Raw genomic sequence first — 20,108 nt, 5'->3', positions numbered from 1 at the left:
GCATGAACCACGCACGGCTCGCCACCTTCACCGTCGGCGGCAAGGCGCGCTATGGCGCGGTCACCAGCAAGGGTGTCGTCGACCTGTCGGCGCGCCACGGCCAGTGGCCGACGCTGCGGGAGGTGATCGAGGCCGGCGCCTTGCGGCGGCTGGCGGAAGAGGCAGAGGCCTTCCCAGTCGATTTCCCGCTCGACGCCATTGCCTACGAAATTCCGATCCCTTCGCCGGAAAAGATCATCTGCGTCGGCGTCAACTACCCCGACCGCAACGAGGAGTACAAGGACGGCCAGGCAGCACCCTCGAATCCGTCGCTGTTCGTCCGTTTTCCCCGCTCCTTCGTCGGCCATGGCGCGCCGCTGGTGCGGCCGCCGGAATCCCCGCAGCTCGATTATGAGGGTGAAATCGTCATCGTCATCGGCAAGGCGGGCCGGCGCATCGCCGAGGCCAACGCGCTCAGCCATATTGCGGCACTGTCGCTGTGCAATGAAGGTACCATCCGCGATTGGGTGCGGCATGCCAAGTTCAACGTCACGCAAGGCAAGAATTTCGACCGCAGCGGCTCGATCGGCCCTTGGCTGGTGCCGTTCACCGACGCGGAGCAGATCGCCGACATCGCGCTGACCGCCCGCGTCAATGGCGAAATCCGCCAGCAGGACCGCACCAGCCGGATGATCTTCTCGTTTCGCAAGATTATCGCCTATGTCTCGACCTTCACCACGCTGGTGCCGGGCGACATCATCGTCACCGGCACGCCGACGGGCGCCGGCGCCCGCTTCGAGCCGCCGATCTGGCTGAAGCCGGGCGATGTGATCGAGGTGGAGGCCGATGGCATTGGCATGCTTCAAAACAGCGTCGTCGACGAGGAAGCAGCATGACCCCGGAGCAAGTGGAAGACGCCGCGGCACGGCTGTTCGAGGCCGAGCGCTCACGCCGCCAGATCCGGCTGCTCAGCCTCGATTTTCCCGAGGCGACGATGGAGGATGCCTATCGCGTGCAGGCAGCGCTGGTGACGCGCAAGATCGATGCCGGGCTGAAGCCGAAGGGCTGGAAGATCGGCCTCACCTCCAAGGCGATGCAATATGCGCTCGCCATCGACACGCCGGATTCGGGCGTGCTGTTCGACGACATGTTCTTCGACGATGGCGCGACCATTCCCGCCGGCCGCTTTATCCAGCCGCGCGTCGAGGCCGAGATCGCCTTCATTATGAAGGCGCCGCTGAAAGGCCCCGGCGTGACGATCTTCGACGTGTTCAACGCCACCGACTACATCACGCCGGCGCTCGAAATCCTCGATACGCGCATCGAGCGCGTCAATGCCGAGACCAAGAAGGCGCGTACCTTCTTCGACACGATTTCGGACAATGCCGCCAATGCCGGCATCGTCATCGGCGGCCGGCCGCAGCGGCCTGATGAAGCCGACATGCGCTGGATCGGCGCCATCGTCTCGCGCAATGCCGAGGTCGAGGAGACCGGGCTTGGCGCCGGCGTGCTCAACCATCCGGCGATGGGCATTGCCTGGCTGGCCGACAGGCTCGCCCGCTACGGCATGTCGATCGCTGCCGGCGAGGTCGTTCTCTCCGGGTCGTTCGTGCGTCCGGTCGAGGCGCGACCCGGCGACACGATCGTCGCCGATTTCGGCAGTTCGGGCACGGTCAGCATCCATTTCGCGAAGGGCTGACGGTTCCGCCAGTTCTTATCAATCGGCCCTATTCGCCATGCAGATAGGCAATCACCACATCGGCTGCGATGGCCGACATGCGCAGGCCGACCTCCCTGGTGATGTCGCCTTCGACGCGGCTCTGCACCCAGCCGAGGAAGGCGAAGGCCCGCAAGGCAGAAAACAGCGGCAGCGCGGCGATGTCGCGCGCCGTCAGTTCGCGCTCCTGCCGATAGCCCTTGAGCAAAGCGGCCTCGATCAGCGGATAGATCGCCTCATCGCGGTTCTGGTAAAGCGCGACGGCAAGGTCGTACATGTGCCAGCCATGGCCGCAATCGTCGAAGTCGATGATGCGGATCGCACCATCATGGACGAGCACATTCTCGCGCACCAGGTCGGCGTGGATGATGCCGAAATTGCGGGCACTGCGTTCATACGTCAATAGCGCGCGCACGGCCTTTTCGCGCGCCCGCAAAACCAGCTCCCGGCGAGGACCGTCGAGGAAGGGCGAGGTCTCGAAACGCCCCCAATTCGGGTTCGCGCCGAAGAAGCCGTCGAAATCCCAGGCATGGCGGGCAAAGCCGGACGGAGGCGTCCAGGCTGCTGTGACATTGTGCATGTGGGCGATGGTTCGCCCGATCTCGGTAAAGATCTGTCTTGCCTGCTCGGGCGTAAAATCCAGCGGCACGCCTCGCGCGCCGACGGCGCGGCCTTCCAGCCAGCTCAGGCAATCGACTTGCCGGGGTTGCATTGAGGCGTTCGCGCTGACAAGCACGAACAGATCGCCAGCCGGCGTGGCGACCGCAGATGGCGTGGCGATGCCGGCCGATTGCAGAAAACCCATCCATTGCAGTTCCGAGCGCAGGGCGGCGTCCGTGTGATAGCCAAACCGGTGAATGCGCATGGCGGCCGGCTGGCCATCGGGCAGACGGATCCGGAAGACCGCGTTCTCGCGGAATTTCAGCAGCTCCGGCTCACCCTCATCAATGCCCCAATGGGCGAGCGCGCGCCTGGCCAGCGCCGTGACGTCGGCTGCCGTCTCGGGTTCGGATTGCGCGGAGACTGCGCTCACGCCTTCACTCCGCGGACTTCGCCAAGCACTTCGTCGAGGACGCCGATCAGGAAGTCGGCATTGTCGCGGGAGAACGGCATTGGCGGGCGGATCTTCAACACATTGCCGTGGATGCCGGTCTTGCCCATCAGCACGCCGCGCTGGCGCATCCGGTTGGCGACCTGCTCGGCAATGTCGGGCGCCGGTTCGCGCGTCTTGCGGTCGTGAACCAGTTCGGCGCCGAAGAACAGGCCAGCGCCCCTGACCTCGCCGATACATTCATGGCGATCGGCGAGCGGGCGCAGCAGGTTGAGTGCATAGGCGCCGACGTCACGCGCGTTGGCAACGAGATCTTCCTGCTCGATGACGTCGAGAACGGCATTGGCCACCGCGCAGGAAACCGGATTGCCGCCGAAGGTGTTGAAATAACGGAAGGCGTTGCGGAAGGTCGCCAATATCTCCCTTGATGTGACCACGGCGGCGATTGGATGGCCGTTGCCCATCGGCTTGCCCATGGTGACGATGTCGGGAACGAAACCGGCGCGCTGGTGGCCCCAGAAATGACTGCCGGTGCGGCCGAAACCAGGCTGCACCTCGTCGGCGATGACCAGTCCGCCGGCGTCACGCACCGCGCGCATCGCGTCGTCGAAAAAGCCGGATGGGAGCGTCGGAAAGCCTTCATTGGCGAGCAGCGGACAAAGGATGATGCCGGACAGGCCGATACCGTCCTTTGCCAGCGCGGCGATGGCTTCGCGCACCGCGTCGCCAAAGGCTTTGCCGGTGGCCATCGCAGCCGGATGGCGATAGCTGTCAGGCGCCGGCACCAGCCTGACGTGGCGGGCGCGGCCGCCGACCGGCGGCATGCGGGTGCTGAGCTGCGAAACCGCCGCGGTGTTGCCATGATAGGTGGCGTCGGTGGCGATGATGCCCATGCGGCCGGTGGCGGCCTGCGCCATGCGCAGCGCGATGTCGTTGGCCTCACTGCCGGTGCAGGTCAGGATGGCGGTCGGCAGGCTGGCATCGAAGGTCGCGGTCAGCCGCTCGACATAGTCGAGGATGGCGGTGTGCAGATAGCGCGTGTGGGTGTTGAGCAGGCTTGCCTGCCGGCACAGGGCCTCGACCACATAGGGGTGGCAGTGGCCGACATGGGCGACATTGTTGTACGCGTCGAGATATTTGCGGCCGTCGGCATCGTAGAGCCAGACGCCTTCGCCGCGCACCAGGTGCACGGGCTCGTCATAGAACAATTGCGATTTCGCACCGAGCAGGCGCGAGCGCCGGCTAACCAGCGCTTCTTGCGGTTGAGTCATTGCGTCTCGAAACTCCGTTCTCTCCAATAAACCTTCAGACCTTCGACAGGCCTGCATCCAATGCTTCGCCGATCCTCGCGACATCCGCGGCGCTGACGATAAGCGGCGGCGACAGGATGATGGCGTTACCGGAGACGCGCAGCATGACGCCGGCCTCGTAGGCCGCCTCCGAAACCAATGCCATGGTCTTCTTGTCGGCGGGCTTTTTCGTCGCGCGGTCCGAGACCAGCTCCAGCGCCGCCATCAGGCCCTTGTACCGGACATCGCCGACGATCGCATGCTTCGCCTTCAGCCCCTCCAGCACGGCTGCGAGTTCGACACCACGCGCGGCCGCGTTCTCGTTCAGGCGCAGCCGTTTGGTCTCGGCAAGCGCCGCCAGACCCGCGGCACAGCCGACAGGATGGCCGGAATAGGTATAGCCATGGCCGATGGCGCCGAAGCTGGTCTTGTCGGCCTCGAAGACATCGGCGACCTTGGCGCCGATCAAAGTGGCGCCGAGCGGGAAATAACCCGAAGTGATCGCCTTGGCGATGGTCATGAAATCGGGCTTCACGCCGGACAGACGCGAACCCGACCATGCGCCGGTGCGGCCGAAGCCGGTGACAACCTCATCGGCGATCAAAAGGATCTCGTGGCGGTCGCAGATCTCGCGCACCAGCGGCATGAAGCTCTCATGCGGAACAATAACGCCGCCGGCGCCGAGAACCGGCTCCATGATGAACGCGGCGATGGTATCGCCGCCCTGGAAGGCGATTTCGTCCTCCAGCGCCCTGGCGCAAAGTTTTGCCAGCCGCACTGGGTCGGTCTCGTCGAACGGGTTGCGGAAGGTCCAGGGCGCAGGAATGTGGAAGACGCCCGGCAGCAGCGGCTCGTAGTTGCGGCGGAAATTGGCGTTGCCGTTGACCGACGCGCCACCGAAATGCGTGCCGTGATAGCCTTTCTTCAGCGCCAGGAACTTGGTCCGGTCGGCCTGGCCGCGGATCTTCCAGTACTGCCGCGCCAGCCGAAGTGCCGTTTCGACCGAATCCGAGCCGCCCGAAGTGAAAAACGTCCGCACCATGCCTTCTGGCTCGAACCATTCGCAGAGTTCGTAGGCGAGCTCGATCGACGGGCCGGTCGAGGTGCCGCGAAAGCCGGAATAATAGGGCAGCGCGCCAAGCTGGTCGGCGATCGCTTTCTTGATCGGTTCGCAGCTGTAGCCGAGATTGACGTTCCACAGGCCGCCGACGGCGTCGAGCACGGTGTTGCCGGCGATGTCGGTGACCATCACACCCTCGCCTTTCATGATCACCTTTGGCGGGTTTGCCCGCATCTCGGCCGGATGCGCCATCGGATGCCAGATCGGCTTGGCGTTGGTTTCGGTGAGAAAATTGATGTCGCGCATAATGGACTCCGCAAAAATCTCAGGCAACTGGGACGAGGTCGAAATGGCCGAGGGCCTCGGCATAGGAATGAGCCGGGCGAGCGACGTCGAAATGCACCGTGCGCATGCCGGCAGCACAGCCGCCATCGACATTGCGCCGCTGGTCGTCGACGAAGACGCAAGCGCCGGCCGGCACGCCGAGCGCCTCGGTGACGAAGGCATAGGCACGCGGGTCGGGCTTGAGGATGCCGGTGTAAGTGGCGTCGATGATCACATCGAAGAGGCCGAGCAACGGCAGCCGCTGGCGGAAGTCGGCGCCGTAGAACAGGTCGAGTTCATTGGACAGGATGGCCAGTCGAAAACCGGCGGCATGCACCGTGCGAATGGTGCTGTCAGCCTCCGGCCGCACCACCTTTTCCGGCTCGGCCCCTCGCGCGCGCCGGACGAAGGTCTCCATCGCCTGCCAGTCCTCGCCCACCAGACGGCCGACCTCGCTTGTGCGTGTGCGCCAATAGTCACGCTCGCTGATCTCGTCGGCCTGCATGGCGCGCCACAGCGGATCGCTGCCCGGATCGAACGGCCCGCGCCATTGCAGCGTCCCCGGCGCGAGGCCGAGCGCCTGTTCGGTCAAGGCGTGGGTCTCGAACAGCGTGCGGGTGACGACGCCGCCGAAATCGAGGACAAGCGCCTGGGCGGGAACAGCACTCACGCCGCCACTCCCTTGGCCGGCTTGCCGCGCGGGACGATGCCTTCCTCGACCCAGCGGTCGAAGATCTCGAGCGCCTTGCCGACGAAGTCGTCGCTGTTGATGTGAGCGTCGATCTCGTGGAACTCGACGCCGGCGGGAATGACCTTGCGCATTTCGTCAGTGAAGGCGGCCAGGGCTTCCGGCTCATAGAGCGGCTCGCCCTCCACGTCCCATTCCTGGATGCCCTGGGACGGCAGGATGAAGGCGGAGCGGCCTCTGGCGGCACCGAGCTTGGCGGCGATGGTCCTGGCGACCTGGCGGCGATCGTCGGCATCGACGGTGATCGAAGCGATCAGCCTGTTATGGGCATGAAACGGTCGCGTCGAGAATTTAGCCGGCAAATCCTGCCAGGTCGGCAGATCGACCATGTCGACCGCGCCGGGTGCTGCGATCTGCGGAACGCCGCGGGCGCCGGCATTCTCCAGCCGGTCGGTGCCGGAACTGACGACGGATCCCGCGAGATGATTGGTGATTTCCTGCAGGCTGAAATCGAACACCGCGCAAAAATGGTCTTGGCCGGCAATCGATTCGAAGGCACGGCCGCCCATCCCGGTGGTGTGGAAGACGGCAACGTCATAGCCGCGCTGTTCCAGCGCCGGCTTCAGCGTCTTCATGTAGCGCAGGCAGCTGCTGCCGAGCGAGGTCATGCCGATGGTCGGGCCTGTTGCCCGCGCCGACACGCGCGACGCCAGCACGATTTTCGCCGCGCCGACGACCGCACCACAGGCCTGTGACAGGACCAGCCTGCAGATCGAGTTGAGGCCGTACAGCCCGCCCGCCCAGAGGATCATCATCAGGTCGGGCGCGACGCGCTCGGGTGGGATGAGGTGCGAATAGGCGATGGTCGAGACGACGAATTTCGGCACGCCGAGCGGCAGGCAAAGCGCCACGTCGAGCGCCAGATCGGTTCCCATCGAACCGCCGATGGCGATGAAGGCGTCGATCTCGCCGTTTTGATGGAGCTTGCGCACCAGTTGCACGGCGCCGCCGGCCATCAGCGTCATGGCGGTGTTCTCGTCACCACTCGAAACGATCTCGGCGATCGTCACATCCACCGCCCGCGCCACGGCGTGCTTATCGTGGTCCGGGCTGTAGGGCGGGTCGCCGAGCACGCTGACATCCATCATCACGGCGCTGCCGCCCGACTGCTCGATGCACTGTTTCATGAACAACAGCTCTTCGGCCTTTGTGTCGCCCGTGCCGATGACCAGGATGCGGGGCGCTGTCTCCGAGGGCATCAGGCCTGCCTCCTCAGGGTTTGCAGGTTCTCGCCGTTGAGGCGCATCGAAATCTCCCGTGCCGCTTCCATCACCGCAAGTCCCCGTTCCGCGATCGCGGCTGCCGTCGTTCTGGCCTTTGGCGCGGCCACCGCGATGGTGCCGAGCGCAAAGCCATCCGCCCCGCGGATTGCCGCCGCGACGCTGATCACACCTTCCTCATAGCCCTGGTCGCAGATCGAATAGCCGCGCTCGCGCGCCTCGCCCATGGATCTTGAGATGGCGGCCGGCTCGATCAGCGTATGGGCCGTGAAGGCATCGAGCGAACCCGTCAGGCACGCCTTGACGGTCTCGTCGCGGGCGAAGGCCAGATAGGCGATGCCCGACGCGGTCGAATGCAAAGGCAGCAACTGACCGATGTCGATGTTGACCCGGTTTGCCCATGCTGGATGCTCGACGTTGACGGTGACCAGCCTGTCGACGCCGAATTCCGACAAATGCACGGTCTCGGCCGTCGATGCGGCCAGGTCCCGCACCAGCGGAACGGCCGTCTGCAGGAAGGGAAAGCGCGCCTCGCGGATGCGCGCCAGCCGCGACAGGCCGGCGCCGAGGCGATAGTGCCGCGTACCCGCATCCTGCTCGACGAAACCACGGCCGGCCAGCGCTACCAGCAGCCGCCTTGTCGTCGCCTTGTCGAAGCCCGAGCGGCGCGCCAGATCGGACAGGCCGAGCTCGGGCTCGTCGACGTTGAACAGCTCCAGAAGCGAGATCGCTTTTCCGACCGTACTCAAATTTGCCTCCCGGTTCGGGACAATCATTTAACGTGTGAATTAACTTGACAGGCATCAGCATTGTTTGCAAGTCTATATTCAAAATAACGGTTCAAATAATGAACCAACCACCAGAGTGCATGGGACAGGCCATTCGGCCGGCGAACTCAAGGGTTTGCAAACAGGAGGGATCAATGACAGCAGTCTCGGAACAGGCGCCGGCCAACAGGCTGCGCAAGAACAGTCTTGGCGTCGGCGCCATCACCTTCATGGTGATTTCTGCGGCCGCCCCACTCACGGCAGTCGCCGGCGGCACGCCGCTTGGCATGCTGATGGGCAATGGCGCCGGCTTTGCCGGCACCTATCTCATCGTGACCGTGCTGCTGCTTTTGTTCGCGGTCGGCTATGTCGCCATGTCACGCCATGTCGGCAATGCCGGCGCCTTCTATGCCTATGCCGCACGCGGCCTCGGCAGCATGGCCGGCGGCGCCACGGCGCTGATCGCCATCCTGTCCTACAACGCCATGCAGATCGGCGTCATGGGCCTGCTGGGCGCCGCAACCGCCGGCCTATTCGCCGGCTGGGGCATCAACCTGCCCTGGTGGGTGTGGAGCTTCATCGCCATCGCGCTGGTCGCCGTGCTCGGCTATCGGCAGGTCGACCTCTCCGCCAAGATCCTGACGGTGCTGGTGCTGTGCGAATATCTTGTGGTGCTGATCCTCGATATCGCCATCCTCAAGACCGGCGGCGATAGCGGCCTGTCGGCGGCGCCATTCAGCTGGAGCCAGATCGTCAGCGGCTCGCCGGCCATCGCCATCCTGTTCTGCTTCGCCGCCTTCATCGGTTTCGAGGCGACGACGATCTATGCCGAGGAAGCCCGCGACCCAAAGGTCACCATTCCGCGCGCCACCTATTTCTCGGTCGTGCTGATCGGCGTCTTCTACATGCTCACGGCATGGCTGATGGCGGTCGGCGCCGGTGTCGACAAATTGCTGCCGACGCTGCAGGGATTGCAGGATCCGACGACCTTCCTGTTCGGCCTGTCCGACCGCTACGCCGGCACGATGCTTTCGCAGGCGATGAGCATCCTGTTCGTGTCGAGCCTGTTTGCCGGCGTGCTGGCGTTCCACAATGCGGTTGCGCGCTACATCTACGTCTCGGGCCGCGAGAAGCTGTTGCCGCAGACGATCGGCGTGACGCATCCGGTGCACCAGAGCCCACATGTCGCTTCCGTCATCCAGAGCGTGCTCGCCGCGGTCGTTGTCGGCCTGTTCGCCGTGCTCGGCCTCGATCCGGTGCTGGCGCTGTTTTCGTGGCTGACCAATGTCGCGACGCTCGGTGTCATCGTGATGATGGCGGTGGCATCGCTTGCCGTGGTGATGTTCTTCCGCGCCAACCCGGCGGCCCACGAGAATGCGCTGAAGACCACCATCCTGCCCGGGCTGACCTTCATCGCCTTCGTCATCATCATCTATTTGATCGTCATCAATTTCGGCAGCCTGTCGGGAGCCGGCGGTTTCCTTGGCGTGTTCCTGCCGGGGCTGGTGCTGATCGCCGCGATCGTCGGCCTGCTGCTGGCCAGCGCGCTGAAGAGCCGCGATCCGGTCGCGTTCAAAAACCTCGGCCAGCCGCTGAAAGATTGAGAAAAGCAAAGGGGCGGCATGCCACGCCGCCCCTTACACCACAAGGGGAGTGGCGGATTTGAGCTTTGCCGAAAATATCACCGTCGAGGCATTGGAAGCCGATCCCTACCCGATCTATGCAGAGCTCAGGCGCAGTGCGCCGGTCGCTTTCGTGCCGGCGGTCAATCTTTGGTTCGTCACCCGCTGGAAGGATGTCGAGAGCGTCGCCAAGTCGCCCGAGATCTTCTCCGCCGTCGTCGGCTCGTCACCAGTTGAGCGTTCCTTCGGCAAGCCGACCATCCTGACCACCGATGGCGAGACGCACAAGCAACTGCGCCAAGGCGTCGACCCGAAATACCGGCCGCGCACCGTCGCCGCCTATGCCGGCGACCTCGTGCGGTCGATTGCCGAACCTTTTCTGGACCGGATCGCCAACCAGGGCTCCGCCGAGCTGATGGCCGATTATTTCGAGCCGGTGTCGACGCTCAGCCTGGCGCGCTCGCTCGGCCTTGCCGGCATCGATATGCCGACGCTGCGCCGCTGGTTCTACGGCCTTGCCCAGGGCGCCATCAATTTCGAGAACGATCCGAAACGGCAGGAGATCGCCGACGCAATCAGTGCCGAGGTCGGCGACGCCATCCTGCCGACGCTGGAAAGACTTGCGCGCCAGCCAGATGACTCGGCGCTGTCGCATATGCTGCATGACGGCATGCCGGAGGGCACGACGCGGCCGATCGACTTTCTGATGCCGAGCATCAAGGTCATCCTGCTTGGCGGCATGCAGGAGCCCGGACATGGCGCCGGCTCGATCCTCGCCGGCCTGCTGGCTCGTCCCGAGCAATTGCGGCAGGTGCTCGCCGATCCCGAGACTTTCGTGCCGAAGGCGGTCGACGAGGGCCTGCGCTGGGTGGCGCCGATCGGCACGCAGACGCGGCAGACGACGCGGGCAGTCGAGCTTGGCGGCGTGACGATCCCGGCCGGCGCTGCCGTCGCCGCCCTCGTCGCTTCGGCAAGCCGCGACGAGAGCCGCTTTGCCGATCCCGACCGCTTCGACATCAACCGCAACGAAGGCAACCATGCCGCCTTCGGCTTCGGCCATCATTTCTGTTCGGGCCGGTTCTTCGCACGCGAGCAGATGTGCCTTGCGGTGCGGCTGTTGCTCCAACGCTTCCCCGATCTCAGCCTTGTGCCGAGCAGGGAACCGGTGTTTCGCGGCTGGGAATTCCGCGCGCCAACCACATTGCATGTTTCCCTAGGAGTCCGTCACCAATGATCAGTCAGAATGCCATCGAAACGCTGCGCAAGACGGAGATCGGCGCGCAGGGCCTGTTCATCGATGGCGTGCAGGTCGAGGCAACAAGCGGCGCAAGCCTGCCGGTGACGTCGCCGATCGACGGCCGACCTTTCGCCAGCATCGCCGACGGCAACGCCGCCGATATCGACCGCGCCGTGAAGTCGGCGCGCAAGGCGTTCGAGAAGGACTCGTGGTCGCGCGCCACACCCGCCTTTCGCAAGAAGGTGCTGACGAAATTCGCCGAGCTGGTCGAGAAACACGCCGATGAGCTCGCCGTGCTCGGTGTGCGCGACAACGGCACCGAGATCGGCATGGCCTACAAGGCAGAACCGCTGTCGGCGGCAGGCACCATCCGCTACTATGCCGAGGCCATCGACAAGGTCTATGGCGAGATAGCGCCGACGGCCGAGAATGTGCTCGGACTGATCCACAAGGAGCCGCTCGGCGTCGTCGGCGTCATCGTGCCGTGGAATTTCCCGCTGATGATCGGTGCCTGGAAGATCGCGCCTGCACTTGCCGCCGGCAATTGCGTGGTGGTGAAGCCGCCGGAGATCGCCTCGCTGACGCTGCTGCGGCTGGCCGAACTGGCAAGCGAGGCCGGCTTGCCCGCCGGTGTGCTCAACGTCGTCACCGGGCTTGGCGCGGTCACCGGCGAGGCGCTCGGTCTGCATATGGATGTCGACGCCATCGCCTTCACCGGTTCCGGCCCGGTCGGCAGGCGGCTGCTCGAATATTCCGCTCGCTCCAATCTGAAGCGCGTCTTCCTCGAACTCGGCGGCAAGTCGCCGAACATCGTCTTTGCCGATGCCCCCGACCTGAAACAGGCGGCGGTCGTCTCGGCCAACGGCATTTTTCGCAATTCCGGCCAGGTCTGCGTCGCCGGCTCGCGCCTGCTCGTCCAGGCGTCGGTCTATGACCGCTTCATGGATGAGCTTCTCCAGGCAACGATGCGGCTGAAAGTCGGCGATCCGCTCGATCTCGCCAACGATGTCGGTGCGGTGTCGAGCGCCGAACAGCTGGACAAGAACCTCGGTTTCGTCGCCAGGGCCACGGAAGAAGGTGCCCGTCTCGTCACCGGCGGCCAGCGGATGCTGACCGAGACCGGTGGCAGCTACATGGCGCCAACGATCTTCGAGAATGTCATGCAGGACATGCAGTTGGCGCGTGAGGAGGTGTTCGGGCCGGTGCTCGGCGTCATGCGCTTCGAGACCGAGGAGGAGGCGGTTCGGCTTGCCAATTCGACCGTCTACGGGCTTGCCTCCGCGGTGTGGACCGCCAATCTCTCCACCGCGCATCGCATGGTGCGCGCCATCAATGCCGGCGTCGTCCACGTCAACACCTATGGCGGCGCCGACATCACCGTGCCGCTCGGCGGCGTCAAGCAGTCCGGCTTCGGCCGCGACAAGTCGCTGCACGCGCTGGAGAAATATTTGGAACTGAAGACGGCCTGGATCGCGCTTTGACGGCACGCTGAGCTCTCTGAGAATCTGACGACCTCCAGACGCGCGCAAGATCGCGCCGCGATCCGCTGCGGCCGGTCAAGCGGCGGCTTTTGCTCACGCTCTTGAAAATTTTGAGAGAATATTCCCGGCTTTGGCGAGAATGGCGAAACGCGTTCTTTGATAAACTTGATAGAATTTCTGAGGATGCGACCAAGGCTAGGCAATCCGCCTCGCTGCCATGACTTCACAACCGCAGAGATCAATCATGACTGACTTCAAGAACACTTTGCCATCTTCCCCCGGGTCAACCGTCAACCGGCGCAGTGGCCTTGCTCTGCTGTTCGCCTCGGTCGTCGCGATCGGCAGCCTGATTGCACCGCATGCGTCGTTTGCCGAGGACAAGAAGGCGATCAAGGTCGGCATCATCAGCGGCGAGGACGAGGACGTCTGGCGCGTCGTCGTCGCGCAAGCCGCCGAAAAGGGCCTTGCCATCGAGACGGTGGTATTCAACGACTACACCCAGCCCAACGAAGCGCTGGAGCGCGGCGAGATCGACGCCAACGCCTTCCAGCACCAGCCCTATCTCGACAACCAGATCAAGACTCAAGGCTACCACATCGTCCGTGTCGGCTATACCGGCGTCTGGCCGATCGGCCTCTACTCTAAGAAATACACGAAGGTTGCCGACCTGCCCGAGGGCGCGGTCATCGGCGTGCCGAACGACCCTTCCAACGAAGGCCGGGCGCTGCGCGTGCTGCAGAACGAGGGCGTGATCAAGCTCAGGGATGGCACCGGCATTCTGGCCACCACCGCCGACATCGCCGAGAACGCGAAGAAGGTGGTGATCAAGGAACTTGACGCCGGTATCGTCGGCCGCTCGGTCGAGGATCTCGATGCGGCCGTAGTCAATACCGACTGGGCGCTGAAAAGCGGCCTGTCGCCGGAAAACCGCATCGCGCAGGAGCCTATCGCCGACAATCCCTACCGCAACTTCATCGCGGTGAAGACCGGTAACGAGAACGAGGCCTGGGTGAAGACGCTGGTGGCTTCCTATCAGAACGAGGCGGTGAAGGCCGAGTTCGACAAGGTCTACAAGGGCACCGGCCTCAGCGCCTATTGATCCGGTCCTCGGCCGGAAGCCCGGTTCGAGAGCAACAGCGGTCCGCGCTCAGGCGCGGGCCGCGATTGCGTTTTCGGGAACAGGAATATTCATGAACCAGCATATCACGGCATCCGGGGAGACCGCCGATCCGACCCAGACCCGGCCCGACGCATCTCAGGATGTCGTGCGCCTTGTCGACCTGAAGCGCCATTTCGGTGTGACGGCGGCGCTCGACGGCATTTCGCTGACCGTGCGCAAGGGCGAGATCCTCGGTATCATCGGCCGCAGCGGCGCCGGCAAATCGACGCTGATCCGCTGCCTGAACGGGCTGGAACGGCCTGACTCCGGCGAGGTGTTCATCGAGGGCCGCGAGATCAGCCGGCTCGGCGAGCGCGACCTGCAGCCGCTGCGGCGGCGCATCGGCATGATCTTCCAGCATTTCAACCTGCTGTCGGCCAAGACCGTCGAGGACAATGTGGCGCTGCCGCTGAAGATCGAGGGCCGGCCGAAAGCCGAGAGGCTGAAGCGCGCCGCCGAACTGCTCGATCTTGTCGGCCTGTCGGAGAAAGCCAAGGCCTATCCGGCGTCGCTGTCGGGCGGCCAGAAGCAACGGGTCGGCATCGCCAGGGCGCTTGCCGCGCGCCCGGCGCTGCTCCTGTCGGACGAAGCCACCTCGGCGCTCGATCCGGAGACGACGCGCTCCATCCTCGCACTGCTCAAGGACATCAACCGGCAGCTTGGCCTGACCATCCTTTTGATCACCCATGAGATGGAGGTGATCCGTTCCATCGCCGACCGCGTGGCGGTGATCGACGCCGGACGCATCGTCGAGCAAGGGCCGGTCTGGTCGGTGTTTGCCGACCCACGCTCCGAGATCACACGCAGCCTGCTCGGCGCCATCAGGCCGCAGCTGCCGGCCGAGCTGGCAGCGCGGCTGCTGCCGGCGGCCGGTGCGGAAACCATCCTGCGCGTCGACGTGGCCGGCGAGGCGGCAAGCAGTCCGCTGCTGTCCGACCTTGCCACTGCTGTTCCGGGTGCCTTTCGCCTCGTCCATGGCGGCATCGATCATGTCCAGCAGCAGCCGGTCGGCACGCTGTTCCTGTCGGTTCCCGGCAGCGATGCAGATCATCTCGCTGACATCATCACATTCCTGAAGGCCCGCCAGGCGCGGGTGGAGGTGCTTGGCCATGTCGCCAATCCTGTTTGAGCTTCTGCTGCGTTCGATCTGGGAGACAGTGCTGATGACGGCCGCTTCCGGCCTCATCTCGCTGGTCTTCGGCCTGCCGCTCGGCTTGGCGCTGATCGCCACCGAACGCGGCGGCATTGCCGAAAGCCTGTGGGTCAACCGCGCGCTCGGCGCGGTCATCAACGGCTTCCGCTCGGTGCCCTTCATCATCCTTCTGGTGGCGCTGATCCCAGTGACGCGGCTGATCGTCGGCACCTCGATCGGCACCTGGGCGGCCATCGTGCCGCTGTCGATCGCCGCCACGCCCTATTATTCGCGCATCGCCGAAGTGTCGCTGCGCGAGGTCGACCACGGCTTGATCGAGGCAGCGCGCGCCATGGGCGGCAACCGCTGGACGATCATCCGCGAGGTGCTGGTGCCGGAAGCCCTGCCCGGCATCGTCGCCGGCTTCACGGTGACGCTGGTGACTTTGATCGGCGCTTCGGCCATGGCCGGCGCCATCGGCGCCGGCGGCCTCGGCGACCTCGCCATCCGCTACGGCTACCAGCGTTTTGAGACGTCGGTGATGATCGCAGTGGTCATCGTGCTGATCATCCTGGTCTGCGGCATCCAATGGGTGGGGGATCGGTTGGCGGCGAGGCTGGATAGACGGGGGTGATTGTTAGGCCGACGAACTAGGCGATGATGTCTTCTATCAGTGCTTGCAATGACGCTTCTGAACCGCTGAAACTGTCGATCATGGCTTGAATGACGCGATCCCGTTCAAGGATGTCGTCATTGAATATCAGGCCCGCGTGCTCGGCGAGCATCGCAAGGAAGGTGAGCTGGGTTCGGCCGTTGCCTTCGCGAAACGGATGCACGGCGTTGATCTCCGCGACGATGTGCGCCAGATGCTTCGCAAAGCTGGTGCCGTCGAGATGAGCTAAGCGGTCGGGATTGCCGAGTTCGCGAAAGACCCGCGCCATCTCGGTGGCGATGTGTTCGGGATAGCGGAACCAATTGCCGGCCTTGCCGATGCGGATGGTGCGCGGCTGACCGGCCCAGCCACACATCCTGGAACAGGTGCCGGTGCAGGCCGAGATAGTGACGGTAGTCGAGTTCGCCTGCCGGCAATGGCTCGTCAGCGCGAGTCAGGAACAGCGCGAGCTCGACTTCATCAAGCTCAGCCTGGTCGCGGATGTCCAACAGGTTAATGAGCACCGTCGTGCCGGGGTAGCACAGCGGATCGAACTCAGCGGCGTAGACCAACGTCTATTTCTTCTTGCGGATTTCTTCCTTGATGAGCGAACGCCGCTCATCACCGGACAGTCCGTGTCGTACGCCTAGGGCGAGTAATTTCGCCATGCGAGGCGATAAGGTCATGCCTTCCACGGCGCTGATTTTCTCGCCGCGCTCGCTGGTCAGCACGAACTGGCCGGTCTTGGCTGAACGACTGGCTCTTGAGCTAGGAGACTTCATTTCGAGACAATATCATAACCATTGAGGAGAGACCAAAATGATTTCCAGGGTAAGCCCAGTTAGCCGCGCAACCTCCCCCCCTCGGGATCGAAGAACGGTATCGGCGCCACGACCGCGCGGGTCGGCCTGCCGTCGATGTCGATGCTGAGTTCGGTGCCAATCGCGGTGAAAGGCAGCCGCAGGTGCGCCGTGGCCAGCACCTTGCCCAGGGAATAGCCGTGATCGCTGTAGGTGACGATGCCAGCGTCCTCGCCATCGGCCAGGACCCTGGCATCGGTGGCGGCCGGCGTGTCGCCGTCGAGGATCAGGCCGACCCATTGCTCGTCGAGGCCCTTGTCGCGAACCTTGAGCAACGCTTGCCGGCCGACGAAATCGCCCTTGTCGAACTTGATCCAGCGGTCGAGCCCGACATGGAACGGGGTGCGGCTCTCATCCATGTCGATGCCGTGCGCCGGATAGGCCTTTTCCAGGCCCAGCGTGAACATTGCCAGCACGCCATAGGGTTTCAGGCCAAAGTCCCGGCCGGTCCGCATCAGCGCATCCCAGACCGAAGCGGCCTCGTCGGCCGGCACGAACAATTCGAAGCCGAGCTCGCCGGTGACCCCGGTGCGCGAGATCAGCACCCGCGTGCCGTTGATGTGGCCTGACGTGAACGACCAGCGCTTCAGTCCATCTAGATCGGCATCCGCAATCAACGCTTTCAGCAGTTCGCGCGAGCGCGGGCCCTGGATGGTCGGGAAGGCGATGGCTGCGGTTATGTCGGTGACATAGGCTTTGCGACCCTGCGCGTGATGCAACAGCCAGGGCAGCATCTTCAGGCGGTTGACCGAGCCGGTTACCAGCATGAAGTGCTCCGGACCCAACCGAAACACGGTGAGGTCGTCCATGATGCCGCCATCCTCGCGGCAGACGGTGGAATAGCGGACCTGGCCCGGTTTCATGGCCGCGGCATCATTGACGATGACGTGGTTGACCAGCGCCTCGGCGTCCGGCCCCTTGATGTCCATCTTGCCCATGGTGCTGAGATCCTGCACGCCGACATTTTTGCGGGTGTTCAGGTGCTCGTCGGCAATGCCGGAATAAGTTTTGGCCGAGATGAAATCGCCCCCGACACGACCCATGGTCGCGCCCAGCCCGACGATGCTGCTGTAGAAAGGGGAACGCCGCTCAGCCAAGGAAGTCTCCATCATTCAAGAAAAACGGCAGCGCCAGCCGGCGCTGCCGGAAGGCATCTGTTGTCGTTCTCAGCTGCCGTAGACGTCGAAGGAAAAGTACTTGTCGTTGATTTCCTTGTACTTGCCATTGGCGCGCAGCGCGTCGATGGCCGCATTGAGCTTGTCGGCCAGTTCCTTGTTGCCCTTTTGCAGGGCGATGCCGACGCCGGGGCCGTGTATGGCCGGATCGGCGGTCAGCGTGCCGAGCAGCTTGCAGCAGGCGCCGTCTGGCTTCTTCAGCCACTCGGTCAAGATGATCGAGCCGTCCATCATCGCGTCGAGGCGGCCATTGGCCATGTCGGTGCGGGCATCGTCGCCCGTCGGATAGGCCTTGACCGTCGAGCCTTCATATTTCTGGTCGGCGAATTTCTGGTGGATGGTCGCGGTCTGCACCCCGAGCGCCTTGCCTTTCAGGTCGTCCGGCGAGGTGCCTGATATGGTCGAATCCTTGGGCACGGCGATGGCCGGCGGCGTCTGGTAGTATTTGTGGGTGAACTCGACCTTCTCGGCTCGCTCCGGCGTGATAGTGATGTTGATGATGGCGTCGAACTTGCCGGCCTGCAGCGCCGGTATGGAACCATCGAAATCCTGCACGCTGAACTCACATTCGGACTTCATCTCGGCGCACAGCGCCTTCCCCAAGTCGATGTCGAAGCCGCCCAGCGTGCCGTCGGCGCTGGCGTAGTTGAAGGGCGGATAAGCGCCTTCGGTGCCGATCCTGAGTTTTTTGTCCTGGGCGGAGGCGGCACCCGTGGCAAGGGTGAGGGCGACGGAAGCGGCAAGCACGAAACGACCGAAAAGACGCATGTTCGAGATCCCCGTTGAAAGCGGGAAGTCTACGGTCTTCCAGGCGCGCGGCGGAGACGGAAACGACATGCGCTGCGGCGATCACGGCGCGGCGAGCAGACCAGGCGAGCGATCGGTGATGTGTTAGCCGACGCGCTGCTTGTCGGTGGCCATCTGGTCGATGGCCAACTCCCCGGCCGAGAGGACAACGCCAAACTTTTCGGTGGCTTCCTCTGATGTGTAGTACCCCAGCGCCACGTCGCGCAGCACAAGATCGGCATCGCGCTGCAGCGGATCGCCATAGCCGCCGCCGCCCGGCGTGCCGACGCGCACGCGGTCGCCGGCCTTGAGCGCAATGTCCTGTTCTTTGGACAAATGCGGCGGCACGTGTTCCTCGCCGTTGCGGAAGACGGTCACCGTGTTGACGGCGCCGTCCTTGCCGCCAAGCGCGCCCTGCGGGCCGAACCGGCCATGGTCCATGACGAAGGAAGCGCGGGCGTCGCCGCGCAGGATTTCCACCTCATAGGCGAGGCCGAAACCGCCGCGATGCTTGCCGGCGCCGCCGGAGCCTTCACGCAAGGCGTAGTGGCGGTAGAGCACCGGGAATGCCTGTTCCATGATCTCGACCGGCGGCGACTTGGAGATGCCGATGGTCGAGCAGCCATTGGTCAGGCCGTCATGGCCTGAATTGCCGCCATAACCGCCGCCGGAGATCTGGTACATGACGTAGTCGCGGCCGCGTGCCGGGTCGTTGCCGCCGAGTGCGAAATTGCCGCTGGAACCGGCGGGTGCGGCGGTCACCTTGTCCGGCAGCGCCTGCACCATCGCCGCGAACACCGCCTCGGCGATGCGCTGCGACACCTCGGCGGCGCAGCCCGAGACGGGCCGCGGATATTTGGCGTCGAGGAACGTGCCTTCCGGCCGCTTGACGATCAGGGGTTCAAACGCGCCGGCGCTGATCGGCACATCCGGGAAAATGTGGCGCATGGCGAGATAGACCGAGGATAGGGTCGTCGCCAGCACGCTGTTCATCGGCCCGGCGCAGGGCTTTGACGAGCCGGTGAAATCGAAGGTCAGCGTGTCGCCCTGTTTTTCGACGCCGAGCGCGATGATCAGCGGCTCGTTGACCACCCCATCGGAATCGACAAACGCCTTGGAATGGTAGGTGCCGTCGGGAATGGCTGAGATGTTGGCGCGCATCTGTTCGGCGGCACGGCGGCGCAGTTCGGCGATCGCCGCGACAACAGTTTCGTCACCGTAACGATCCAGGATTCCATTCAGCCGATCCTGGCCGATCAGCAGTGCGGCGGCCTGGGCCCTGATATCGCCGATGCGCTGGTCGGCGACGCGGATGTTGGAGCAGATGATGGCGTAGATTTCCGGATCGAGCACGCCCTTCTTGAACAGTTTTACGGGCGGCAGTCGCAGGCCTTCCTGCTCCACGGCAGTCGCCGAGGCTGAAAATCCGCCCGGCACCGAGCCGCCAATGTCGGGCCAATGGCCGGTGTTGGATAGCCAGCAGAAAATCTTGCCGTCCCGGTAGACCGGCATGGCGAAGCGCACATCCATCAGATGGGTGCCGCCGAGATAGGGGTCGTTGACGACGTAGATGTCGCCTGGTTCCGGCGGCAGGCAACGGCCGTCGGCGATCATCTCGATCACCGTCCTGGTCGAATACTGCATGACACCGACGAACACCGGCAGGCCCTGGCTGCCTTGCGCGATCAGCGAACCGTCGACAGCCGAATAGATTCCGTCGGAACGGTCATTGGCCTCGGCGATGACCGGCGAGAAAGCGGCGCGAGAGAACGTAAGGTCCATCTCGTCGCAGACCTGCTGCAGGGCCGCCTGGAGGACCGAAAGGGTGATGGCGTCGAGCTTTGCCATA

General features: G+C 64.3%; 19 protein-coding genes. 9 read left to right on the top strand and 10 right to left on the bottom strand.

Features of this window, described 5'->3' with window-relative positions; translation table 11 throughout:
* Nucleotides 1-2 precede the first annotated feature (2 nt).
* Together EN990_RS12210 and hpaH are read left to right on the top strand one after the other, a co-directional pair.
* The gene (locus EN990_RS12210; protein ID WP_127384723.1) at nucleotides 3-875 is read left to right on the top strand and encodes a fumarylacetoacetate hydrolase family protein; all 873 of its coding nucleotides are present in this window, start codon (nucleotides 3-5) and stop codon (nucleotides 873-875) included.
* The gene (hpaH, locus tag EN990_RS12205; RefSeq protein WP_127370161.1) at nucleotides 872-1,678 is read left to right on the top strand and encodes a 2-oxo-hept-4-ene-1,7-dioate hydratase; all 807 of its coding nucleotides are present in this window, start codon (nucleotides 872-874) and stop codon (nucleotides 1,676-1,678) included. The genes EN990_RS12210 and hpaH overlap by 4 nt, the downstream gene beginning before the upstream one ends.
* A gap of 28 nt (nucleotides 1,679-1,706) precedes the next feature.
* Here hpaH and EN990_RS12200 read toward each other — a convergent pair whose 3' ends face one another.
* The 6 genes from EN990_RS12200 to EN990_RS12175 are packed head-to-tail and all read right to left on the bottom strand — an operon-like array spanning nucleotide 1,707 to nucleotide 8,137.
* Nucleotides 1,707-2,729, bottom strand: a complete 1,023-nt coding sequence (locus EN990_RS12200) for a phosphotransferase (RefSeq protein WP_127370162.1) — start codon at nucleotides 2,727-2,729, stop codon at nucleotides 1,707-1,709.
* Nucleotides 2,726-4,018: an aminotransferase class III-fold pyridoxal phosphate-dependent enzyme gene (locus tag EN990_RS12195; protein WP_127388305.1), complete on the bottom strand. Its 1,293-nt coding sequence runs from the start codon at nucleotides 4,016-4,018 to the stop codon at nucleotides 2,726-2,728. The genes EN990_RS12200 and EN990_RS12195 overlap by 4 nt, the downstream gene beginning before the upstream one ends.
* A gap of 34 nt (nucleotides 4,019-4,052) precedes the next feature.
* The gene (locus EN990_RS12190) at nucleotides 4,053-5,402 is read right to left on the bottom strand and encodes an aminotransferase class III-fold pyridoxal phosphate-dependent enzyme (protein WP_063169695.1); all 1,350 of its coding nucleotides are present in this window, start codon (nucleotides 5,400-5,402) and stop codon (nucleotides 4,053-4,055) included.
* A gap of 19 nt (nucleotides 5,403-5,421) precedes the next feature.
* Nucleotides 5,422-6,090, bottom strand: a complete 669-nt coding sequence (locus tag EN990_RS12185) for an HAD-IA family hydrolase (RefSeq protein WP_024502132.1) — start codon at nucleotides 6,088-6,090, stop codon at nucleotides 5,422-5,424.
* Nucleotides 6,087-7,367: a Tm-1-like ATP-binding domain-containing protein gene (locus tag EN990_RS12180; RefSeq protein WP_127384721.1), complete on the bottom strand. Its 1,281-nt coding sequence runs from the start codon at nucleotides 7,365-7,367 to the stop codon at nucleotides 6,087-6,089. The genes EN990_RS12185 and EN990_RS12180 overlap by 4 nt, the downstream gene beginning before the upstream one ends.
* Nucleotides 7,367-8,137, bottom strand: coding sequence for an IclR family transcriptional regulator (locus tag EN990_RS12175; RefSeq protein ID WP_127369102.1), 771 nt, complete (start codon nucleotides 8,135-8,137; stop codon nucleotides 7,367-7,369). The genes EN990_RS12180 and EN990_RS12175 overlap by 1 nt, the downstream gene beginning before the upstream one ends.
* A 173-nt stretch (nucleotides 8,138-8,310) precedes the next feature.
* Between EN990_RS12175 and EN990_RS12170 the strand changes: the two genes are divergently transcribed.
* From EN990_RS12170 to EN990_RS12145, 6 genes are all read left to right on the top strand, one after another.
* Nucleotides 8,311-9,759 carry an APC family permease gene (locus EN990_RS12170; RefSeq protein ID WP_063170911.1) on the top strand — a complete coding sequence of 483 codons (1,449 nt, stop codon included), beginning with the start codon at nucleotides 8,311-8,313 and terminating at the stop codon, nucleotides 9,757-9,759.
* A 58-nt stretch (nucleotides 9,760-9,817) separates the two neighbouring features.
* Complete coding sequence (locus EN990_RS12165) at nucleotides 9,818-11,011, top strand: cytochrome P450 (protein WP_127384720.1); 1,194 nt, start codon at nucleotides 9,818-9,820, stop codon at nucleotides 11,009-11,011.
* Nucleotides 11,008-12,495, top strand: a complete 1,488-nt coding sequence (locus EN990_RS12160; RefSeq protein ID WP_127384719.1) for an aldehyde dehydrogenase — start codon at nucleotides 11,008-11,010, stop codon at nucleotides 12,493-12,495. The genes EN990_RS12165 and EN990_RS12160 overlap by 4 nt, the downstream gene beginning before the upstream one ends.
* 244 nt (nucleotides 12,496-12,739) lie before the next feature.
* Complete coding sequence (locus EN990_RS12155; protein ID WP_127369105.1) at nucleotides 12,740-13,594, top strand: MetQ/NlpA family lipoprotein; 855 nt, start codon at nucleotides 12,740-12,742, stop codon at nucleotides 13,592-13,594.
* Nucleotides 13,595-13,685: 91 nt separating this feature from the next.
* Nucleotides 13,686-14,783: a methionine ABC transporter ATP-binding protein gene (locus EN990_RS12150; protein ID WP_127384718.1), complete on the top strand. Its 1,098-nt coding sequence runs from the start codon at nucleotides 13,686-13,688 to the stop codon at nucleotides 14,781-14,783.
* Entirely contained in the window at nucleotides 14,764-15,420 is a 657-nt protein-coding gene (locus EN990_RS12145; RefSeq protein ID WP_127369580.1) for a methionine ABC transporter permease, read from the top strand. Before EN990_RS12150 ends, EN990_RS12145 begins: the two co-directional genes overlap by 20 nt.
* Before the next feature lie 16 nt (nucleotides 15,421-15,436).
* Here EN990_RS12145 and EN990_RS12140 read toward each other — a convergent pair whose 3' ends face one another.
* Nucleotides 15,437-15,814 carry a Fic family protein gene (locus EN990_RS12140; RefSeq protein WP_348629883.1) on the bottom strand — a complete coding sequence of 126 codons (378 nt, stop codon included), beginning with the start codon at nucleotides 15,812-15,814 and terminating at the stop codon, nucleotides 15,437-15,439.
* 10 nt (nucleotides 15,815-15,824) lie between these two features.
* Here EN990_RS12140 and EN990_RS36800 point away from each other — a divergent pair, with 10 nt between their 5' ends.
* Nucleotides 15,825-16,088: a hypothetical protein gene (locus EN990_RS36800; protein ID WP_335919021.1), complete on the top strand. Its 264-nt coding sequence runs from the start codon at nucleotides 15,825-15,827 to the stop codon at nucleotides 16,086-16,088.
* Between the two features lie 191 nt (nucleotides 16,089-16,279).
* Here the strand turns inward: EN990_RS36800 and EN990_RS12130 are convergent, their stop codons facing one another.
* The 3 genes from EN990_RS12130 to EN990_RS12120 all read right to left on the bottom strand — a co-directional run bounded on the left by EN990_RS12130 (nucleotide 16,280) and on the right by EN990_RS12120 (nucleotide 20,107).
* Nucleotides 16,280-17,410, bottom strand: coding sequence for an aminomethyltransferase family protein (locus EN990_RS12130; protein ID WP_127369581.1), 1,131 nt, complete (start codon nucleotides 17,408-17,410; stop codon nucleotides 16,280-16,282).
* 54 nt (nucleotides 17,411-17,464) lie between these two features.
* Entirely contained in the window at nucleotides 17,465-18,241 is a 777-nt protein-coding gene (locus EN990_RS12125) for an ABC transporter substrate-binding protein (protein WP_127369582.1), read from the bottom strand.
* 123 nt (nucleotides 18,242-18,364) lie between these two features.
* A complete protein-coding gene (locus EN990_RS12120) occupies nucleotides 18,365-20,107 on the bottom strand; it encodes a hydantoinase B/oxoprolinase family protein (protein ID WP_127384717.1) in 1,743 nt (580 codons plus the stop codon).
* Between the last annotated feature and the right edge of the window lies 1 nt (nucleotide 20,108).

This window comes from Mesorhizobium sp. M7A.F.Ca.US.005.03.1.1, assembly GCF_003997975.1.
GTDB classification, from domain to species: Bacteria; Pseudomonadota; Alphaproteobacteria; order Rhizobiales; family Rhizobiaceae; genus Mesorhizobium; species Mesorhizobium ciceri.
This window is presented reverse-complemented; position numbering and strand designations above follow the sequence as displayed.